The sequence below is a fragment of the Alistipes sp. UBA1686 genome (assembly GCF_002320215.1).
Lineage (GTDB): Bacteria > Bacteroidota > Bacteroidia > Bacteroidales > Rikenellaceae > Alistipes > Alistipes onderdonkii.
Window position 1 is genome coordinate 102,752 of sequence record NZ_DCKA01000018.1, and the last position, 18,286, is coordinate 121,037.

Genomic DNA, 18,286 nt, shown 5'->3' on the forward strand with positions numbered 1-18,286 from the left:
ATATAAACGATTATTTGATGTTGATCATGTTCAGGATCGAACGCTCGGCCTTGCGGCGCACCTCTTCGTCGAGGACGATCTCCGGGGCCTCCCGCTCGAGGCATTCGCAGATGTTTTCCAGCGTCACCATCTTCATGTACTTGCAGTTGTTGCAGCCGCACGTCTCGTCGTCCGGGGGCGCCGGGATAAAGGTCTTGTCCGGATAGCGCCTCTTCATCTCGGCGAGGATGCCCGATTCGGTGACGACGATGAACTCATCGGCCCCGCTGCGGCCGCAATAGTCGAGGATCGCAGCCGTCGACCCCACGAAATCGGCCACCTCGATGATATAGGCCCGGCATTCGGGATGCACGACGACCCGGGCCGCCGGATGCTCCTTTTTGAGCCGGAGCAGTTTTTCGAGCGAAAACTCCTCGTGGACATGGCACGCCCCGTCCCAGATCACCATATTCTCGCGGCCGGTCAGCTTCCTGATGTAAGCGCCCAGGTTGCGGTCGGGCGCGAAGATGACGGGGCGGTCGGCCGGGATCGACTCCACGACCTTCAGGGCATTCGACGAAGTGCAGCAGATATCGGTCAGCGCCTTGACCCCGACGGTCGTGTTGACGTACGAAACCACCGTATGCCCCGGGTACCTGGCCTTGAAGGCCGCAAAGTCGCGGGCGTCGCACGATTCGGCCAGCGAGCACCCCGCCTCGGGACAAGGTATGAGCACTTTTTTGCCGGGGCAGAGCACCTTGGCGGTCTCGGCCATGAAATGCACGCCGGCGAACAGGATGATTTCCGCATCGACCGACTGCGCCCTGACCGACAGCGCGAGCGAATCGCCCAGAAAGTCGGCCACCTCCTGTACTTCGGGCAGCGTATAGTAATGGGCCAGTATGACGGCATGTTTCTCGCGTTTCAGTTCCTCGATCCGATTTCGGATTTGCGCGGAGTTATCAACCTTCATTTTTTATTTTTACTTTTTAATTTAAATTTAATAAGAAATAAGAATAGAAATAATAGCTGTTGATACTGTTCACAAGTTTCCCTGGAAAATATCTTTCAACATTTTATTCCCATGCTTTTACCTATTCTTCGTTACAACCGGTTCGTATTCAAAGATATGAAATTATAATCAACAATTGTCAAAAACCGTTGTCAACATTTCGACAGCCGTTTGTTGTGAACAATCTGTTCCGTTTTCCGGGGTTCGGGGCTGACTATAATTTCCCATAACTTTTTTTGGTTTCCGGAAAATCTTGTATATGCCCGCCCTTTCCGGAATTTGCAACTCTTCCGACCGGAAAGTTATCATTAGTTATCGCCGTTTATCAACACGTTTCCTAACACGATTTCATCACCTTTTCGACAATCTTTTCCGCGATTCCGCGGTACCATTTTTCGACGCGCGGATCTATCCCCATAGCAGGCTTTCCTTCGTCGGATCCTTCCATAATCGACTGTACGATAGGTATTTCACCGAGGAAATCCACACCTTTTTCTTCGGCGAACCGGCGTGCACCGCCTTTGCCGAAGAGGTAGTAGCGGTTTTCGGGCAGTTCCTCGGGGGTGAACCAGGCCATGTTTTCGATGATTCCCGCCACGGGGATGTTGACGTTTTCGTTGCAGAACATCTCCACGCCGCGCACGACGTCGGCTACGGCGACCTGCTGGGGCGTCGAGACGATCACCGCGGAATCGATCTTCAGCTCCCCGATGATCGAGAGGTGTACGTCGCCCGTACCGGGGGGCAGGTCGGCCAGCAGGAAGTCGAGCGTCCCCCATTTGGTCTGGTGGATCATCTGTTTCAGGGCGCTGACGGCCATGGCTCCGCGCCACAGCAGGGCGTCGGTAGGTTTGATGAAGAACCCGATCGACATCAGCCGGATGTCCATCGGCTCCGCAGGGACGATGTGGTCTGCGCCCTCTTCCTGCACGGCGTCGGGCAGGTAGCCTTCCACTCCGAACATCTTGGGCTGCGAAGGCCCGTATATGTCGGCGTCGAGGATGCCTACGCGGAATCCCATGTTTCGCAGGGCGACCGCGAGGTTGGCCGTGACGGTCGATTTGCCTACCCCGCCCTTTCCCGATGCTACGGCAATGACCTTGGCGATGCCGCCCGTAGTCGTCTTCAGCTTGGGTTCGGGACGCGGGGCGGCGCCGCCCTCCTTGATGACTACCAGTACCGTTTCCCCGGGGAATTCGCGTTTGAGCAGTTCCTCGGCCTGGTTTTTGATTTTCACTGCGAACGGGTCGCGGGCCTTGGCGAAGCGGAGTACGACGGTGATTTTTCCGGCTGCCGAGGCGATATGCTCGATAAAACCGCTGCTGACGATATCCTGCCCCGTTTCGGGATGAACGAGCGACGCGAGCAGATGTCTGATTTTTTCTTCCATATTTGTGTAGTGACTTTCCTTGCAAAGATAACGTATATTTTACAGAATAAATATAGGTTACCCTTCTTTTTTATCGAAAAACGATAAATTTTATTTGTTTTTCATATAATTTCTGTATATTTGCGAAAGAAAACCGGAATCGGAACAAAATTAGGACAAACAAAAAATAACTTCGTTATGAATTTTATCAAAACTTTCCTGGCTGCCATCCTCGCGTTTGTCGTGGGATCGGTACTGGTAGTCTTCCTTTGGATTTTCATCCTGCTCGGCATTGCCGGTTCGATGGAGAAAAGCGTGGCCGTACACCCCGAGTCGATCCTCAAGCTCGATTTTTCGGAGGTGTTGACCGATGCCCCGTCGAGCGATCCTTTCGCCGGCTTCGATTTCGCGACGCTCCAGTCTACGCGCATGCTTCCGCTGATGAAGGCGCTGCGTGCGCTCGAGGCGGCGAAGGACGATCCGCGGATCAAGGGTATTTACCTGCGTATGAACGGCAACGGAGGCGTGGCGGGTTCAGCCCTGCTTGAAGAGCTGCGCGAGGCGATCGTCGATTTCAAGCAGAGCGGCAAGTTCGTCGTCGCCTATAACGAAACCTACTCGCAGGGGCAGTATTACCTCGCTTCGGCGGCCGACAAGATTTACATGCAGCCCGAAGGAGGGATGGACTGGTCGGGCCTTTCGTTCAATTTGGCGTTCTACAAGGGGTTGCTCGACAAGCTCGATGTCAAAGCCGAGGTTTTCCGCCCCACGGCCTGCAAGTACAAGAGCGCCGTCGAGCCTTATATACTTCCCAAAATGTCGGACGCTAACCGCGAACAGATGCAGGAACTGGTCAATTCGATGTGGAATACCATCGCGGGTTCGGTGGCCGAGGCACGCGGCATCGACTTGGAAACCCTGAACCGGATCACCGACAAACTGGAGGTCTCGTTGCCCGAGGATGCCCTCGAACACGGGTTCGTGGATAGCCTGCTCTACGAAGACCAGATGAACGACGTCTTTGCCGAACTGGGCGTGCAGTCCGATTCCGACGGCCAATACAATTTCGTCACCCTGGGCGAATATGCGTCGCAGGTCAGTGCCGACCTCAAGAATATTTCGGCCGACCAGGTTGCTATCGTATACGCCGACGGTGCGATCGTCGACGGCGAGGGCTTCGGCCGCGAGATTTACGGCAATACGCTGGCTGCGACGCTGGCCGGCGTGCGTGCCGACGAAAAGGTCAAAGCCGTGGTGCTGCGCGTGAATTCCCCGGGCGGCAGCGCATTGGCTTCGGATGTCATCTGGCGCGAAATGGAGCTGCTCAAGGCCGAGAAACCCGTCATCGTCTCGATGGGTTCCTATGCGGCCAGCGGCGGATACTACATTTCATGCCCGGCCGATGTCATTGTGGCCGACAAACTGACCCTGACGGGTTCCATCGGCGTCTTCGGCATGTACCTCAATACCATCGACGCCCTGAAGAACAAGCTGGGCATTACGTTCGACGCCGTGAAGAGCAATACCTCGGCAGGCATGGGCATGACCTCGCCTCTGACGCCTGCCGAAAGGGCTTCGATCATGCGCGGAGTGGATAAGGTGTACACTACGTTCACGAACCTCGTGGCGCAGGGGCGCAACCTGCCTGTCGAGAAGGTGCTCAACATCGCCGGCGGCCGTGTATGGTCGGGCGACAACGCCCTCGGCATCGGCCTGATCGACACGTACGGAGGCCTGAAGACGGCCATCGCCATCGCTGCGGACAAGGCCGGGTTGGGTGACAATTTCCGGGTGACGGAGGTGATCGAGCAACCGACGGGTTTCGCGGCGTTCATCTCGTCGCTCAACGTCGGCATCCGCGAAGCCATGACCCGTTCGGAACTGGGAGTCATGATGAAGGAATACAAACAGGTGCAGGAGGCGACTTCGCAGCAGGGGATCGTCATGTACTATCCCTTCAAACTCGAACTGCGCTAATCCCCGTCGGATGTCGGAACGATAAAAAGCGGCCTCTGCGGAGGTCGCTTTTTCTGTTTGCAGGGCGGGACGGACTGTGTGTCCAAAAACACGTCAATCGTGCCGGAAAAGGGGTTTGTCAGCCTTTGGCAGGGACTTTGGCCGCCGGCCCCCCCCCGCCGAATCCTGCCCGCAGCGCATTTCATCCAGCTTGCGGCCTATCTCCTCGACCTGTTTCGCGTCGGGCGAAATGACCGTCGACCCGAACTTACGCCGGTAGTCGCCCGGCGGGGAGCCGATGCGTTCGCGGAAGGCGCGGTTGAAATTCGAGATGTTGTAGAACCCGCAGCGCATACCGATCTCGGCGATCGGGTCGTCGGTCTCGACGATCATCTGCGCGGCGCGCACGATGCGGAAGCCGTTGAGGTAGTTCCACAGGTTCTGGTGGGTGTACTTTTTGAAAAAACGGCAGACCGAAGTCGCGGACATGCCTACTTCTTCACCGATGTCTTCGAGCGAAATCTTACGCTGGTAATTGTTCTCCACGAACTGTACGATCCTGTTGATCCGGGCATTGCCGTCGGGTTGCATTTCGTAGTACGGGGCACCTATCGGCCCCGTTTCGTCCGGCCCAGCCGTGGCCAAATCGTTGAGTATGTTCAGGAAAAGCGACGCCGATGCGAATCCCCGCAGCCCGGGCAGTTGCAGTAACCTGTCGCGGACGCGGTCTACGACGCTTTCGGCGAACCAGAGCCCGGCGACCGGCTGGCTCAGCATTTTCCGGATGGGGAGCATGGATTCCGTTTCGAATATCTGCCAGTTGGGCATGTCGCGGCTGAACTGCACGGCGACGGCCTCGCAATTGGTCTCCGCAAAGGCTTCGTCGCGTTTGTAACAGTGCGGTACGCGCGGGAAAATGATGATAAGGTCTTTTTCCGTGAAATTGTCGACCGATTGTCCGGTGACACGTGTCCCCTTTACGTTCAGGGTCAGGCTGAGCATGTAATCCTCATGGAAATGAAGGGGCGGATCGGTCTGTTTGTCAAACCAATACTGTGTGATGAACAGATCGTTGCCTGGCAACGGAGTGAGATCATTCAGGACACGTTTCATCGGGTAATGAGGCTTATTGTAACAAATATACAAATTAATAAGGACAAATCAAAACCGGGGCGGGTTTTGTGGGAAGGATACGCGGCCGGGGTTTCCCGCACCTCCGTTTTCCGATTCGGGACGGGGCGTAAAGGCATCCTGCAGGTGAAAAGTGCGGAAAACCTTTTCTCCTTTCGCATTTAATGAATATCTTTGCGGATATGGCAGTGATCAGATTGACAAAGGAGTTTTCGTTCGAGGCCGCGCATGCCCTCGACGGGTACGACGGGCCGTGCCGTGAGATTCACGGGCATTCCTACCGGTTGTTCGTGACCGTGAAAGGGTGCCCTGCGGACGATGACACGAACCCCAAGTGTGGGATGGTGATGGACTTCGGTGTCCTGAAAAGCATTGTCAACGAGGAGGTCGTCTCCCGTTTCGACCATGCGCTCGTACTGCGGGCGACACGCCGCGACGCTCCCCTGCGGGCGGTGCTGGCCGAACGTTTCGGCAACATCGTCACGGTGGATTACCAGCCGACGTGCGAAAATATGCTCGGCGATTTCGCGGCACGTATCGCACGCCGCCTGCCTCGGGGAGTGGAGCTGCATTCGCTCCGCCTGCATGAGACCGCAACCTCATTCGCCGAGTGGTTCGCCGAGGACAACCGCTGATTTCCGCCCGGCGGTTCCGCCGGAACGACATACCCCGCCATTTTTACCGGACAGCATCCGGTGCGCAAGGGATAGGCGCACGGCAAATACCGAAAGGGAACTATTATTGACGCAACATTGAATATATGAAAAAACTGTTTCTCGTCGACGCCTATGCGTTGATATTCAAGTATTACTATGCCTTTCTGGGTCGTCCCATGCGCAACCGGGCCGGTATGAATACCTCCGTGGTATTCGGCTTCGTAAAGTTCCTGCGCGACATCCAGAAGCGTGAGCGGCCCGACCTGCTGGGCGTGGCGTTCGACCCCAAGGGAGGCAGCTTCCGCCGGGAGATATTTCCCGAGTACAAGGCCAACCGCTCCGAGACGCCCGAGGACATCCTCCTCTCCGTCCCCTATGTCAAACGGGTGCTGGAAGCCATGTGCATCCCGATCCTCGAAGTCGAGGGTTACGAGGCAGACGACGTGATTGGCACGCTGTCGCAAAAAGGCGTCGAGGCGGGTTACGAGGTCTTCATGGTCACGCCCGACAAGGACTACGGCCAGCTGGTACGTGACAATTGCAAGATTTACAAGCAAAAGGGCGCCGAGGGCAGCATCGAGATCGTCGACCGGGAGGCGATCCGCGGGAAATACGGCATCGACGACCCCAGCCTCGTGCGCGACATCCTCGCACTGTGGGGCGATGCTTCGGACAATATCCCGGGTGTGCCGGGGATCGGCGAGAAGAGCGCCTGCAAACTCGTGCAGGAGTGGGGAACGGTGGAAAATATCCTCGACAACGTCTCGAAGATCAAGGGCAAACAGGGCGAGAAGATCGCCGAGTGGGGCGACAAGCTGCGCCTTGCCAAGACCCTGACCACCATCTGCCTCGACGTGCCCATCCCGTTCCGCGAAGAAGACCTCACGGTCTGCGAACCCCATATCGACGAACTCAAGGCCCTCTTTGCCGAATTGGATTTCAAGGCCTTTATGAACGACCTTACGAACCTTGCGCCCCCCGAGGAGCAACCCGAAGGCCCCCGCCAGGAGGCGCAGACCCAGCTTGCGGAGATGGCACGGGCCAAGTCCGCCGCCGCCAAACGCGCGGCGCTGGTCGGACAGGGCAATCTCTTCGGCGACCCGGTGGTCGAGATGCCCGCCGCCGAGGTTCCCGTCGCCGAGCTTCAGGCCGAAGCCGATGCCATGCAGTTCAAGACGGCGCAGACCACGCCCCACGATTACCGCCTTGTGGAGAATGCCTCCCAGTTGCGCGAAGTGGTTGCCGAGGTCGGGAAATACGGCGAATTCTGTTTCGACACCGAGACCACGGGGTTCGATATCTTCAACGACCGCATCGTCGGCATGTCGCTGGCCGTAAAGCCGTTCGAAGCGTGGTACATTCCCTTCAAGGAGGAGAATACGGCGGAATATACGCAGATCGTGCGGCCGCTGTTCGAAGACGAAGGGATTGCCAAGATCGGCCAAAACATCAAGTTCGACCTGATGGTGCTCCGGCGCCTGGGACTCGATATCCGCGGCCGCAAGTACGACACGATGATCCTGCATTACCTGCTCGATCCCGAGTCGCGCCACAACATGAACGCCCTGTCGGAAAAATACCTCAACTACAAGCCTATCGAGATCGAAACGCTGATCGGCAAGGGTTCCAAGCAGCTGACGATGGATCTGGTGAACGTCGAGCGCGTCAAGGAGTACGCCGCCGAAGATGCCGACGTCACCCTGCAACTCAAACACGTGCTCTACCCTCAGGTCGAGAAGATCGGGCTGCAACACCTCTATTTCGAGGTCGAGGAGCCCATGATCGCCGTGCTGGCCGACATCGAGATGGCGGGCGTGCGGATCGACTCCGGGGCGCTGGCCGAATACTCCGTCGAACTGAGCCGCAGGCTGGCCGAACTGGAAGCCGCGATCCGTGCCGAAGCCGGCGAATCGACGCTCAACATCAACTCGGCACGCCAGCTGGGCGAGGTGCTTTTCGCCAAGATGCGCATCGCCGAAAAGCCCAAGATGACCAAGACCAAGCAGTTCTGCACCGACGAGGATTATTTGCAGACCTTCGCCCGCAAACACCGCATCGTCGACCTGATCCTCGAATACCGGGGTGTCAAAAAATTGCTTTCGACCTATGTCGAGGCGCTTCCCCAGCTGGTCAACCGGACGACGGGGCGTATCCATACCTCCTTCAACCAGGCGGTCACGGCTACCGGGCGCCTTTCGTCCACCAATCCCAACTTGCAGAACATCCCCGTGCGCGAAGAGATGGGGCGCCGCATCCGCAGGGCGTTCATTCCCTCCGATTCCGACCACCTGCTGCTCTCGGCCGATTACAGCCAGGTCGAGCTGCGCCTGATGGCGCACCTTTCGGGCGACGAATCGCTGATCGCGGCCTTCGCCCACGGCGAGGATATCCATGCCGCGACGGCCGCCAAGCTTTTCAACAAAACCCTCGACGAAGTGACCTCCGAGGAGCGCCGCCGTGCCAAGACGGCCAATTTCGGCATCATCTACGGCATTTCGGCCTTCGGCCTGAGCCAGCGGCTCGAAATCCCGCGTAAGGAGGCCAAGGACATTATCGACGGTTATTTCGAATCTTACCCCAAGGTCAAGGAGTATATGGACAATGTGGTCGCCAAGGCCAAGGAGGAGGGATTCGTCTCGACGATCTTCGGCCGCCGCCGCTATCTCAACGACATCTCCTCGCACAACGCCGTGGCGCGCGGCCTGGCCGAGCGCAATGCCGTGAACGCCCCGATCCAAGGATCCGCGGCCGACATCATGAAGATCGCCATGATCAATGTCCACCGCCGTTTCGCGGCCGAAGGCATCCGGTCGAAGGTGATCCTTCAGGTACACGACGAATTGGTCGTCGACATGCTCCGTTCCGAACAGGAGCGCGTCGCGGCCATCGTCACCGAATGCATGGAATCCGCCGCCGCCCTCAAGGTGCGCCTGGTGGTCGACTACGGCGTGGGCGACAACTGGCTCGAGGCGCATTGACCGCGTCCTGAGTCCGTTTGCAAGATATAGTAACGGACGGCATCGGATATGCAGACTCCCTGTTAATGCCTTGTATCCGTTATATCCGATGCCACCGCCGCCTCCTTCTTCGGTGCTGCCCCGGCGCTTTTGCGGACGCTTGTCCTGCTCCGGCGTCCCACGGGGAGGCGGCAGGAAAATAGAATGTTCCCGGATTTTTTGTTTTGATACTGAAATAAACTGACAGCTATGATCGAACCTATTTACCAGCCGGCCGCGTCGCGTTACGAAGATGGCATGACCTACCGGCGTGCGGGACGCAGCGGTGTGCTGCTGCCCGCCTTTTCGCTCGGCATGTGGCACAATTTCGGCAGCGGGCAGACCTTCTCCAATGTGCGGCAGATGGCCCATTACGCGTTCGACCGGGGAATCGTCCATTTCGATTTGGCGAACAACTACGGCCCCGCCTACGGTACGGCCGAGGAGAACTTCGGCCGTTTGATGGAGCAGTCGTTCCGACCCTACCGCGACGAACTCTTCATTTCGACCAAGGCGGGTTACGACATGTGGCCGGGGCCCTACGGCAACTGGGGCTCGCGCAAATACCTCATGGCAAGCCTCGACCAGAGCCTGCGGCGCATGAAGCTCGATTATGTGGACATCTTCTACTCGCATCGCTACGATCCCGAGACCCCGCTCGAAGAGACCCTCCAGGCTTTGGTCGACATCGTCCGCGCAGGCAAGGCGCTCTATGTCGGGCTGTCGCGCTACCCGCTGGCCGCGGCACGTTTCGCTTTCCGCTACCTGGCCCAGCGCGACGTACCCTGCCTGCTTTTCCAGGATCGCTACAACCTGTTCGACCGCGAACCCGATACGTCGGGTATCCTGACGCTCAATGCCGAGGCCGGAGCCGGGTTCGTGGCCTTTTCGCCTCTGGCGCAGGGGCTGCTGACCGACCGTTACCTGAACGGGATTCCTGAAGGCTCGCGCATGGCGGCGGAGGGTTCGCTGCGGCGCGACGTGCTGACGGAGAGGATGTCGGAACGGATCCGCGGCCTGCATGAAATCGCCCGGCAGCGCGGCCAGACCCTTGCCGAGATGGCTTTGGCATGGCTGCTGCGCGACAAACGTGTCACGTCGGTCATTATCGGGGCAAGCTCCGTCGCCCAGATCGAAGATAACCTCCGGGCCCTGGAGTACGCCTCCTTCTCCGACGACGAACTGGCGAGAATCGACGCCCTGTCGCGGGAATAGCGCCCTGCACGGATGAAAAGATCCGCAGTCCCCCAGGACTGCGGATCTTCGTGTTTTTAGCTTTCTGTTATTGTCGCAACCGGTAGGTTCCGTCTGAGAAGTCGATTCGGTCGAGTGTCAGCGTGCGCGGATCGTCGTAGATATGCCGCACCGCGGCGACGGAATCCAACTTGCCGCTTTTCTGGCTGTTGATGAAATACCCCCAGACCATGAACCACGTCCAGTCGGGCTGGTTGTGGTAACTCTCCGGATCGGGCAGCTGCCCCACTTCGCCAAGGGCGATCGGTTTTCCGCCGGCCAGGGCTTTCAGGTCGTCGTGGTGCGACTGTTTGTAGTCGCGGTGATAGACGTCTGCCGCCAATATGTCGACATATTCCGAACCGGGATAGTAGTCGGCATAGGGGCCGGCTTCGTCACCCTGCTTGTCCCGCGGGGCATTCGTGTTCCATACCCAGAGCAGGTTGTCGAGCCCGTGCACCCGGGTCAGGTAGTCGTAGGTCATGATCCACAGCTTTTTGAATCCGTTTTCGCCGGGTTTGGCGCACCACCAGAACCAGACGCCGTTCATCTCGTGGTAGGGTCGCCAGAGGATCGGAATCCGGGCGTCGCGCAGTTGCCTGAGATAGGGAATGACCGTGTTCATCTGTGCCTTCCATTGCAGGTTGAGGCGCGTGCCTTCTGTGGTCAGTTCCTCCCATACCAGTTGCGGGGGACGGTTCTTCCATGTCCAAATCGACGAACCGTTGCAGTCGTTGCATTCCGCAGGGAAGCAGCAGTGCCACATCAGGGTGATGATCCTGCCTTCGGCGTGCCGGGCCTTGATCTCTTCGACGAGCCCCTGCCGCAGTTCTTCGGTCGATTTATTGTTCGGAAGGCACTCACCCCAGGGCGAGGTGAGGTTCATCGGGCCGCAGTGGTGGTAGTCGCGGACGTTGTCGCCTTGTGCATTGAAACTGAAATCGCTTCCCCAGACCACGGGGTGTTTGCCCGTCATTGCGAAAACGACACTGTCGTAACGCCCGGGGTCGCTGATGAAATTATGCTGCCCGGCGAGGGTATACCGGCCGCGGATGGAATATAGGAATTCGAGCAGCTGGCGTGCTTCCTGCGACGCGTCGGGGTTGACCGGGGAGATTTTCAGATTGTCCGAAGCGCATCCGCCCAGCAGGGACGCGGCCATAAGGGACATGAGTAATCGCAGCATGGGTCGTTATTTTACGGTTACGCCCTTGGGCATGCGGTACATGTCGGGCAGGTCGTTTTCAAAAATAGTCTGCGCATCGTCAAAGAATAGCTTGAAGTCGGCCGCCGTCGAATCGGAAGGATAAGGCCCGTAGGCGTGGCGGGGATTGTCGTTGCGCCATGCCACGACCATGCAACAGGGACGGTTGCGGAGCGCAGGCAATACATCGTGCGTCCAATAGTCGGCGTTGTGGTCGTTTTCCAGCCCGGTTTCGGTCACACCGACGGGCTTGTGCACGCGCTCCGACACCTCGGCGAGTGCCTTTACGTTCGACTCGAATGCCTTGCGGTTACGGCCGTGGTAGCAGTCGATGCCCACCAAGTCGACCCATTCGTCCCCCGGCCAGCGGAAAAGTATACGCCCCACGGGATCGTCGTATACTTCGTCCATTTGCGGGGAAATGGCGTATATTACGTTGTGGATCCCTTTCGTGTCGCGCAGGTAACTGACGATGAAGCGCCAGAAGGCGATGAATTCGGAGTCGGTCGTGGCCGAGCGGCCCCACCAGTTCCAGGTCTGGGTGTGTTCGTGCAGCGGACGGAAGATCACCGGGATGGGGCGGCCATCGTCGTCGACCATCTTCTTCAATGCTTCGGCGACATCGTCCAGACGGGCTTTGTACTTGACGTTCATCGCCGAGCCTTCGGTGAGTATCTGATCCACGACCTTGGTGTTGTCCCAGGCCGTGCCGTCGGGGTATTTTTTCCCGGGGCCTTCGGTCAGGGGATTGTTCTGGTGCCACACCAGCATACTGATGCCGCCGCGTTTATGGGCTTCGCGGAGGAGTTCGATCTTTCGCTCGTCGACACCTGCCATGTCGAGGCTGTAGACGGCCGGATGCGAGCCTACTATGTCTTTCACGTCCGAGCGATCCGGGTCGCCCCGCCAGCCGATGCCGTAGGAGGGATAATCGTGGTGGCCGAACATTACGCCGCGGAATCCGATGCACCAGAGGTTGGCGTAAAGCGCTTTGGTTTCCGGTGTCGCCTGGGGGTCGACCATTTGCAGAACGGTTTTTTCCGGCGCTTTCAGGCGTTTGCCGCCTGCGAAGGCCGTCCCGCAGAGCGGGAGCAGGAGAAGGCAAATAAGCAGTCGTTTCATTTCAGTGGTTTTAAGTTGTCTTTATTTGAAGATGCGCTGTGCGAAATCATGCAGCTGAAGTCGCCAGAACTGCCATTCGTGGCCCCAGGGGCCTTCGTGGAATTCGTAGTGTACGCCACGGCGGCGAAGGTCGTCCACGGTGTCGAGGTGTCCCTGGTATCGCGGGTCTTTCGTACCGCATGAAATCCACAGCAGTTCCAGTTTACGGTTGATGCGTTGCGGCTCGCCGATTACGCCGGGCACATAGCGTTCGTAATCGAACTGTCCGTCGCTGAGTATGCCGGCACTGAACTGCCCGATGGCGCAAAAGCGGTCGAGGTTGCGCAGCCCGATCACATAGGCCTGGCCGCCGCCCATCGACAGTCCGGCGATAGCGCGGTGCCGTTTGTCGGTATGTACCCGGTAGCGCCTTTCGACCAGGGGAATGACATCTTCCAGCAGCTCTTTTTCCAATGTGGCGATGCCCTCGGGGGTGCTGCCTCCGGCCCATGAACCGTCGGTCAGGCCGTTGGTCATCACGACGTACATCGGGACGGCTTTGTTTTCGGCAATCAGGTTGTCTAGTATCGTTGCGGCCCGTCCGTCCGTAACCCAACTGTTTTCGTTGTCCCCGCCCCCGTGGCGCAGGTAGAGTACCGGGAATTTTTGCCGGGGATGCCTGACGGCAGCTTCGGGGACGTAAACCCGCAATGTCCGCATACGACCCAGAGGGGTTGACCGGTAATTCAGGGTGTGTATTTCCCCTCCGGGGCGGTATGCTTCGTCGAAACGGCGGTTTTCAGCACCGGGGATCTCCACGACGCTGCCGTAGACCGTGGTTCCGGCCTTGACAGCGGGGTTCTCGGGGTCGATGGTTTCGAAGCCGTCGATACGGAATATATATTGGTAGACGCATGGCTCCAGGGGGCCGACCGTGACGCTCCAGACTCCGTTGCCGTTGCGCTGCATGGGGATTTCGGATACCTCCCACTCTCCCAGAAGCAGTGTGACCTCGTGTGCGCGGGGCGCCCGCAACCGGAAGGTAATTGAGGCGTCGTCGTGAACGGCGGGGGAGAAGGGCGGTTCGGCCGGTTTCCACCAGCCTTCGGTCGAGAAAGGGTTTTTTTCCTGCGCCTGGCCCGGAAGGCCGGCCAGCAGCAGCGCCGCTGCTGCGAGCCATTTCGCTATTCGTCCCATACGAAAGTACCGGCTGCTCCCGGTTCGAGTTCGAGTTCCGCGAAACGTCCGTTGTATTGGATACGAATACTGCGCCGCGACCAGGAGTCATTGGCTGCAACGAGCACGATTCGCCCGTCGGGGGTGCGGAACGCCACGTTGGCAGCCACGCCGGCATGCTCGGCGACGTTCGTGCGGAATACATTGGGCCGCTGCTCGTCTTCGCAGATGGAAACGCTCCTGTCGCCGGGAGCGGTCGAGGCGATGCGCACGGAGCCCGGGCGCACGAATTTCGATGCGTGGGCAATGACGTAATAGGCCAGGTTGCGCGATACCGAATCCTTGTCGATGGTCAGCGCGCCCTGGCACATCGAGCAGCCGCCGTTGTCCATGTGCGGGTCATTGAGGGGATCGGCCGCGAGGTTCCACAGCACCACGTTGCGGCTCCAGTTGCGCATGATGCCGACTATGAGCCGCTCGACGGCCGGGGCGATTGCGATTTGCCGTTGTCCGGGACGTTCGGTGGTCATCTGTTCGGTGAAATAAATCTCCTTGTCCGGACGCGCTTCGTGGACGTAGCTCATGGCGCTCAGGTCGCCGCGGTAGTGATGGAAAGCAGCTCCCGTGACATATTTTGCGGCCTCCGGGTCGTTGTAAACAGCCAGTGCGTAGTCCGGCCGGTCGCAGTTGTGGTCGAAGACTACGATGCCGGTAGACAACCCTGCTTCCCGGAATTTGGGGCCCAGATAATTTTTGATGAAATCGGCCTGTTCAAAGGCAAACCAGTACATACTGGGGGTGTTGCGCGAGTTGAGGGGTTCGTTCTGCACGGTAACGGCGTCGATGTCGATCCCGTGATCGCGCATCGCTTCCACATAACGTACGAAATAGTCGGCATAGACTCCGTAACACTCCTTGCGAAGCTGCCCGCCGCGCACGTCGGCATTGGTTTTCATCCATGCCGGCGCCGACCAGGGCGAGGAAAGTATCTGGATGTCGGGGTTGATGGCCAGGATCTCCCGCATGACCGGAACCACGTCGTGGAGGTCTTGTGCCAGTGAGAATTGTTTGAGTTCGAAATCTTCCTTGCCGGCGGGCATGTCGTCGTAGGAAAAGACGAAGCTGTTGAGGTCGGAGGCGCCGAGCGTCAGCCGGATGCAGCTTATGCCGATGCCTTGCTGTGGGTCGAAGAGCTCCTTCAGCAACGACTTGCGGGCCTCGGGCGACATCTTCATCAGGTGTTCGGCACTGCCGCCCGTGAGGGCGTAGCCGAAGCCGTCGATTCGCTGGTAGCTCTGCCGGGGGTCGATTATGATGTAGTTTCTGTTTTCCTGCCGTTGGGTCGAAAATTCGGCGGCATGCTTCTGCTGGGCGAAAAGTTCCGACCGGTCAGGGCATGTGATGTAAGAGCGGATGGTCTGTGCCGCGGCCGGGACGGCAAGTCCGGCGGCGAGGGACAGGGCCAGGAGTTTTTTTAGCATGATACGCATGGTTTTAGTCGTTGAAGGTGTTGCGAGCTGAGCGGTCGGGGTCTTCGGCTGCCCTGCATTTCGAGTCGAGGATTATCAATTCACCCCGTTGGGGCGTGTAGCGCGGCCAGCGGGGCAGGGCGCGGCAGTTGGGGTTACCCGTGCGCATGAATTGCAGCAGGGCGTCGGCCATTTTGCGGGAGAGCTTGCGGGGGGCGCTGCCGCCGCCCGTATGTGTGACCATGCGGTCGGTGTTGAGCAGCCAGAACCCGATGTCTATGCAATGGAAAGCCCGGTGGCGTCCGTTGAAAAGCGGCGATTCCCAGCCGAACCACGCCATGTAGACCGGCGACTGCTGATTGCATTTGGCGTTGGCCGTCTGTATTATTCCCTGCCGGTTCGAGGCAATCATCGCCCAGATTTCGATGGGACGGCAGGCCAGGAATGCTTCGGCATATGCACGGACGATTCTGGCGGTACGCGCTCCGTATTGGGGCGTGAGCCGCTCTATGACCCCTTCGAAAGAGATGCTTTCCAGTTCCGGGTTGTCCCGGTCGGGGTTCCATTCGTGGAACGTCGAGCAGAGCAGCAGCGGGACGTCCGAGCCCGTCGTGCGGTTTTCCCCCTCGAAGAAGATACCCTTCGGGATGTCTATGCCGTCGGCCACGGGAGCGAATCCGCTTCGGGAGCCCGGGTCTTCGGCCGCCATCCGCTGCCGCGCCCGGTTCGCCAGTTCCAGGTATTGTTCCCAGGGAACCGACTGGAGCGAGTCGACCTGCGAGGTATCCAGCCCGGCTTCGTGCAGGATGGCATTGCCCAGCCGTTCGGCATAGTCGGCATTGTTGGCTTTTACGGTATTGCCGCTTAAGGCTACTGCTTTGTGGAACAGTCCTTTGGCTGCGGGCATTGCGCACAACAGGCAGACCTTCGAACCGCCGCCGGACTGGCCCATGACGGTGACGTTCGAAGGGTCGCCGCCGAAGTTCGCGATATTGGCCTGTATCCATTTCAAAGCCGCCACGATGTCCAGCATCCCGGCGTTGCCCGAGTGGCGGTACTTTTCACCGCCGGCGCCGGCCAGGTCGGAAAAACCCAACGCTCCGAGGCGATGATTTACCGAGCAGAACACAATGTCGCCGTAGCGGGCGATATTCTCCCCGTCGTAGCTGTCCTGTTCGATGCCGTTACCCTGCGTGAAACCCCCGCCGTGGAGCCATACTAGTACCGGACGGCGTTTGCCGTCGGCAAGGCCCGGCGTCCAGATGTTGAGCCGCAGGCAGTCTTCGCCCATCAGGTCGTAGTTCCAATGGTCGACAAACATCGAGTAGGATTCGGGCCGCCGGTCGTAGAAGGGTTGAGGTGATGAGGCCCCGAAAGCTACCGCAGGCCGGATTTCCTGCCATGCGTGCGGCGGTTGCGGCGGCATGAAGCGGTTTTTGCCGCCGGTGTCGTCTCCGTAGGGAATGCCACGGAAGGAGTAGATGTTGCGCAGGAGGAATCCCCGGACGGGGCCGTATTCGGTGTCGGCTTCGGCGATTCCTTCGCCGATGAAGAGCTGCTGCTCCGATGCGGCGGGGGGTCTGTTTTTGGCTTGCGCATAAGCTGCTGCAAGCAGGCAGATGGCCGTGACGAGAACCTGGGTTCTCCGGGAAATGGAAGAGGAAGGGTTCATTTTTGGTTAAAATAATATAAGTGGGTCGGCAGAAAAACACAAACGGATCGGCCGGTTTTCAAAATTACATATTAAGAATACTATTTTCTTGTACTATTTTAATTGAATATAATCTTATTTTGCGGTTTCTGGATTGCCGGACGGCTTGCGTCGTTAAAAAAGAGAGTTGCATTAGATTATGAATTAATGAATTATGAATTCATGACCGGTTTTATATATAATATATAGGTGTTGGTAAATTTAGTGTTTTTTTGCGAATTGTGAGAATTATTTAATTTTGTAACCGGAACCCTCTTAAAAGTCCGACATATGGAAATACTGCGCGAGAGCACACCGCTCACCGACAACGACTGTTTCATGATTTTTTCGCGGAAGAAGAGCTGCTTCGACTTCCCCCTCCACACGCACAAGGAGATGGAACTCAATCTGGTAATCAATGCCGCGGGAGCTTCGCGCGTAATCGGCAACCATGTGGGGACGATCGGGGATATGGAACTGGTGCTGGTGAGCGGCGATACGCCCCATGCCTGGTTTACGGATCGCTGCAAATCGGAGGAAATCCATGAAATAACGCTCCAGTTCAGTCCTGATTTGCTCGATGACAAGTTCCTGAACCGCAATCCGATGGGAGCGCTCAAACAGCTTTTCGATGAGGCCCGCCGGGGCGTGCTTTTTTCCCGCGAGACGACCGAGTTGCTCGCTCCCCGCATCCGTGAATTGTACGAACAGGGGTCGTCGGGCGGCATGAAGCCCGTGCTGGACATGCTGATGATTCTCAACAGCCTCTCCCTTTGCCAGGAGCGCCGCCTGCTTTCGGACACGACCTTTATCCAGAAGAAAATGAAGTCCCACTCAGCACGCCTGGAGACGGTTTTCGCCTATATGAACCAGAATTTCAACCGGCAGATCTCCCTCTCCGAAGTCGCGTCCGTGGTCAGCATGTCCGACGTGGCATTCAGCCGTTTCATCAAGAAAGTCACCGGGCAGAGCTTCGTCGATACGCTGACCGAGATCCGCCTGGGGCACGTGGCGCGCATGCTGATAGACACCGATATGACCATCGCCGAGATCGCTTACTGCTGCGGATTCAACAACATGGCTAACTTCAACCGCATTTTCAAACGCAAGAAAGGCATGCCGCCTCATAAGTTCCGTATCTTGTTCATTCCGAAAAAGATTTACGTCTGATACCGTCGGGCCCGGAAATGTTCCGTTAAGGTGCTATATGCATCGGATTTGGTTAAAAACGTATTAAACGGGCGTGTGGGTTTTGTATAAATTTGCATTAGTGAATGGTGCGACCTTTTTCCGGCGGAATCCGACTGCCGGAGC

General features: G+C 58.1%; 13 protein-coding genes and 1 pseudogene. 5 read left to right on the top strand and 9 right to left on the bottom strand.

Going from position 1 to position 18,286, the window contains the following annotated elements:
- Window positions 1-10: 10 nt before the first annotated feature.
- Window positions 11-952 carry a quinolinate synthase NadA gene (nadA, locus tag B3C38_RS08460; protein WP_286726683.1) on the bottom strand — a complete coding sequence of 314 codons (942 nt, stop codon included), beginning with the start codon at window positions 950-952 and terminating at the stop codon, window positions 11-13.
- Between the two features lie 376 nt (window positions 953-1,328).
- On the bottom strand, window positions 1,329-2,381 hold the full coding sequence (locus B3C38_RS08465; protein WP_022332728.1) for an Mrp/NBP35 family ATP-binding protein: 1,053 nt from the start codon (window positions 2,379-2,381) through the stop codon (window positions 1,329-1,331).
- Window positions 2,382-2,558: 177 nt separating this feature from the next.
- Between B3C38_RS08465 and sppA the strand changes: the two genes are divergently transcribed.
- On the top strand, window positions 2,559-4,337 hold the full coding sequence (sppA, locus tag B3C38_RS08470; protein ID WP_276790720.1) for a signal peptide peptidase SppA: 1,779 nt from the start codon (window positions 2,559-2,561) through the stop codon (window positions 4,335-4,337).
- 93 nt (window positions 4,338-4,430) lie between these two features.
- On the opposite strand, the gene B3C38_RS08475 is transcribed toward sppA, so the two are convergent.
- Entirely contained in the window at window positions 4,431-5,429 is a 999-nt protein-coding gene (locus tag B3C38_RS08475; RefSeq protein WP_276656454.1) for an AraC family transcriptional regulator, read from the bottom strand.
- Window positions 5,430-5,629: 200 nt separating this feature from the next.
- Between B3C38_RS08475 and B3C38_RS08480 the strand changes: the two genes are divergently transcribed.
- From B3C38_RS08480 to B3C38_RS08490, 3 genes are all read left to right on the top strand, one after another.
- Window positions 5,630-6,082 carry a 6-pyruvoyl trahydropterin synthase family protein gene (locus tag B3C38_RS08480; RefSeq protein ID WP_174760541.1) on the top strand — a complete coding sequence of 151 codons (453 nt, stop codon included), beginning with the start codon at window positions 5,630-5,632 and terminating at the stop codon, window positions 6,080-6,082.
- 125 nt (window positions 6,083-6,207) lie between these two features.
- Window positions 6,208-9,081 carry a DNA polymerase I gene (gene polA, locus B3C38_RS08485; protein ID WP_276656456.1) on the top strand — a complete coding sequence of 958 codons (2,874 nt, stop codon included), beginning with the start codon at window positions 6,208-6,210 and terminating at the stop codon, window positions 9,079-9,081.
- Between the two features lie 228 nt (window positions 9,082-9,309).
- The gene (locus B3C38_RS08490) at window positions 9,310-10,314 is read left to right on the top strand and encodes an aldo/keto reductase (RefSeq protein WP_286726688.1); all 1,005 of its coding nucleotides are present in this window, start codon (window positions 9,310-9,312) and stop codon (window positions 10,312-10,314) included.
- Between the two features lie 67 nt (window positions 10,315-10,381).
- On the opposite strand, the gene B3C38_RS08495 is transcribed toward B3C38_RS08490, so the two are convergent.
- The 6 genes and pseudogenes from B3C38_RS08495 to B3C38_RS08515 all read right to left on the bottom strand — a co-directional run.
- Window positions 10,382-11,518: a glycosyl hydrolase gene (locus B3C38_RS08495; protein WP_022332722.1), complete on the bottom strand. Its 1,137-nt coding sequence runs from the start codon at window positions 11,516-11,518 to the stop codon at window positions 10,382-10,384.
- Window positions 11,519-11,524: 6 nt separating this feature from the next.
- Window positions 11,525-12,658, bottom strand: a complete 1,134-nt coding sequence (locus B3C38_RS08500; RefSeq protein WP_022332721.1) for a glycoside hydrolase family 26 protein — start codon at window positions 12,656-12,658, stop codon at window positions 11,525-11,527.
- Window positions 12,659-12,679: 21 nt separating this feature from the next.
- Window positions 12,680-13,834, bottom strand: a complete 1,155-nt coding sequence (locus B3C38_RS08505; protein ID WP_022332720.1) for an esterase — start codon at window positions 13,832-13,834, stop codon at window positions 12,680-12,682.
- Window positions 13,822-15,294, bottom strand: a complete 1,473-nt coding sequence (locus tag B3C38_RS08510; protein WP_286726691.1) for a glycoside hydrolase family 30 protein — start codon at window positions 15,292-15,294, stop codon at window positions 13,822-13,824. Before B3C38_RS08510 ends, B3C38_RS08505 begins: the two co-directional genes overlap by 13 nt.
- A gap of 13 nt (window positions 15,295-15,307) precedes the next feature.
- On the bottom strand, window positions 15,308-15,694 hold the full coding sequence (locus B3C38_RS12605; protein WP_390128125.1) for a carboxylesterase family protein: 387 nt from the start codon (window positions 15,692-15,694) through the stop codon (window positions 15,308-15,310).
- A 165-nt stretch (window positions 15,695-15,859) separates the two neighbouring features.
- Window positions 15,860-16,954 (bottom strand): annotated as a pseudogene (locus tag B3C38_RS08515) (carboxylesterase/lipase family protein); the annotation flags it as partial.
- 309 nt (window positions 16,955-17,263) lie between these two features.
- On the opposite strand from B3C38_RS08515, the gene B3C38_RS08520 reads away from it, so the two are divergent.
- Window positions 17,264-18,142 carry a helix-turn-helix domain-containing protein gene (locus tag B3C38_RS08520; protein WP_117507258.1) on the top strand — a complete coding sequence of 293 codons (879 nt, stop codon included), beginning with the start codon at window positions 17,264-17,266 and terminating at the stop codon, window positions 18,140-18,142.
- The last annotated feature ends 144 nt before the right edge of the window (window positions 18,143-18,286 follow it).

Coding starts and splice junctions, on each gene's coding strand:
- nadA (WP_286726683.1), bottom strand. CDS start 952: ATGAAGGTTGATAACTCCGCGCAAATCCGAAATCGGATCGAGGAACTG.
- B3C38_RS08490 (WP_286726688.1), top strand. CDS start 9,310: ATGATCGAACCTATTTACCAGCCGGCCGCGTCGCGTTACGAAGATGGC.
- B3C38_RS08520 (WP_117507258.1), top strand. CDS start 17,264: ATGGAAATACTGCGCGAGAGCACACCGCTCACCGACAACGACTGTTTC.
- sppA (WP_276790720.1), top strand. CDS start 2,559: ATGAATTTTATCAAAACTTTCCTGGCTGCCATCCTCGCGTTTGTCGTG.
- B3C38_RS08475 (WP_276656454.1), bottom strand. CDS start 5,429: ATGAAACGTGTCCTGAATGATCTCACTCCGTTGCCAGGCAACGATCTG.
- B3C38_RS08500 (WP_022332721.1), bottom strand. CDS start 12,658: ATGAAACGACTGCTTATTTGCCTTCTCCTGCTCCCGCTCTGCGGGACG.
- B3C38_RS12605 (WP_390128125.1), bottom strand. CDS start 15,694: ATGATTGCCTCGAACCGGCAGGGAATAATACAGACGGCCAACGCCAAA.
- B3C38_RS08480 (WP_174760541.1), top strand. CDS start 5,630: ATGGCAGTGATCAGATTGACAAAGGAGTTTTCGTTCGAGGCCGCGCAT.
- B3C38_RS08505 (WP_022332720.1), bottom strand. CDS start 13,834: ATGGGACGAATAGCGAAATGGCTCGCAGCAGCGGCGCTGCTGCTGGCC.
- polA (WP_276656456.1), top strand. CDS start 6,208: ATGAAAAAACTGTTTCTCGTCGACGCCTATGCGTTGATATTCAAGTAT.
- B3C38_RS08510 (WP_286726691.1), bottom strand. CDS start 15,294: ATGCTAAAAAAACTCCTGGCCCTGTCCCTCGCCGCCGGACTTGCCGTC.
- B3C38_RS08465 (WP_022332728.1), bottom strand. CDS start 2,381: ATGGAAGAAAAAATCAGACATCTGCTCGCGTCGCTCGTTCATCCCGAA.
- B3C38_RS08495 (WP_022332722.1), bottom strand. CDS start 11,518: ATGCTGCGATTACTCATGTCCCTTATGGCCGCGTCCCTGCTGGGCGGA.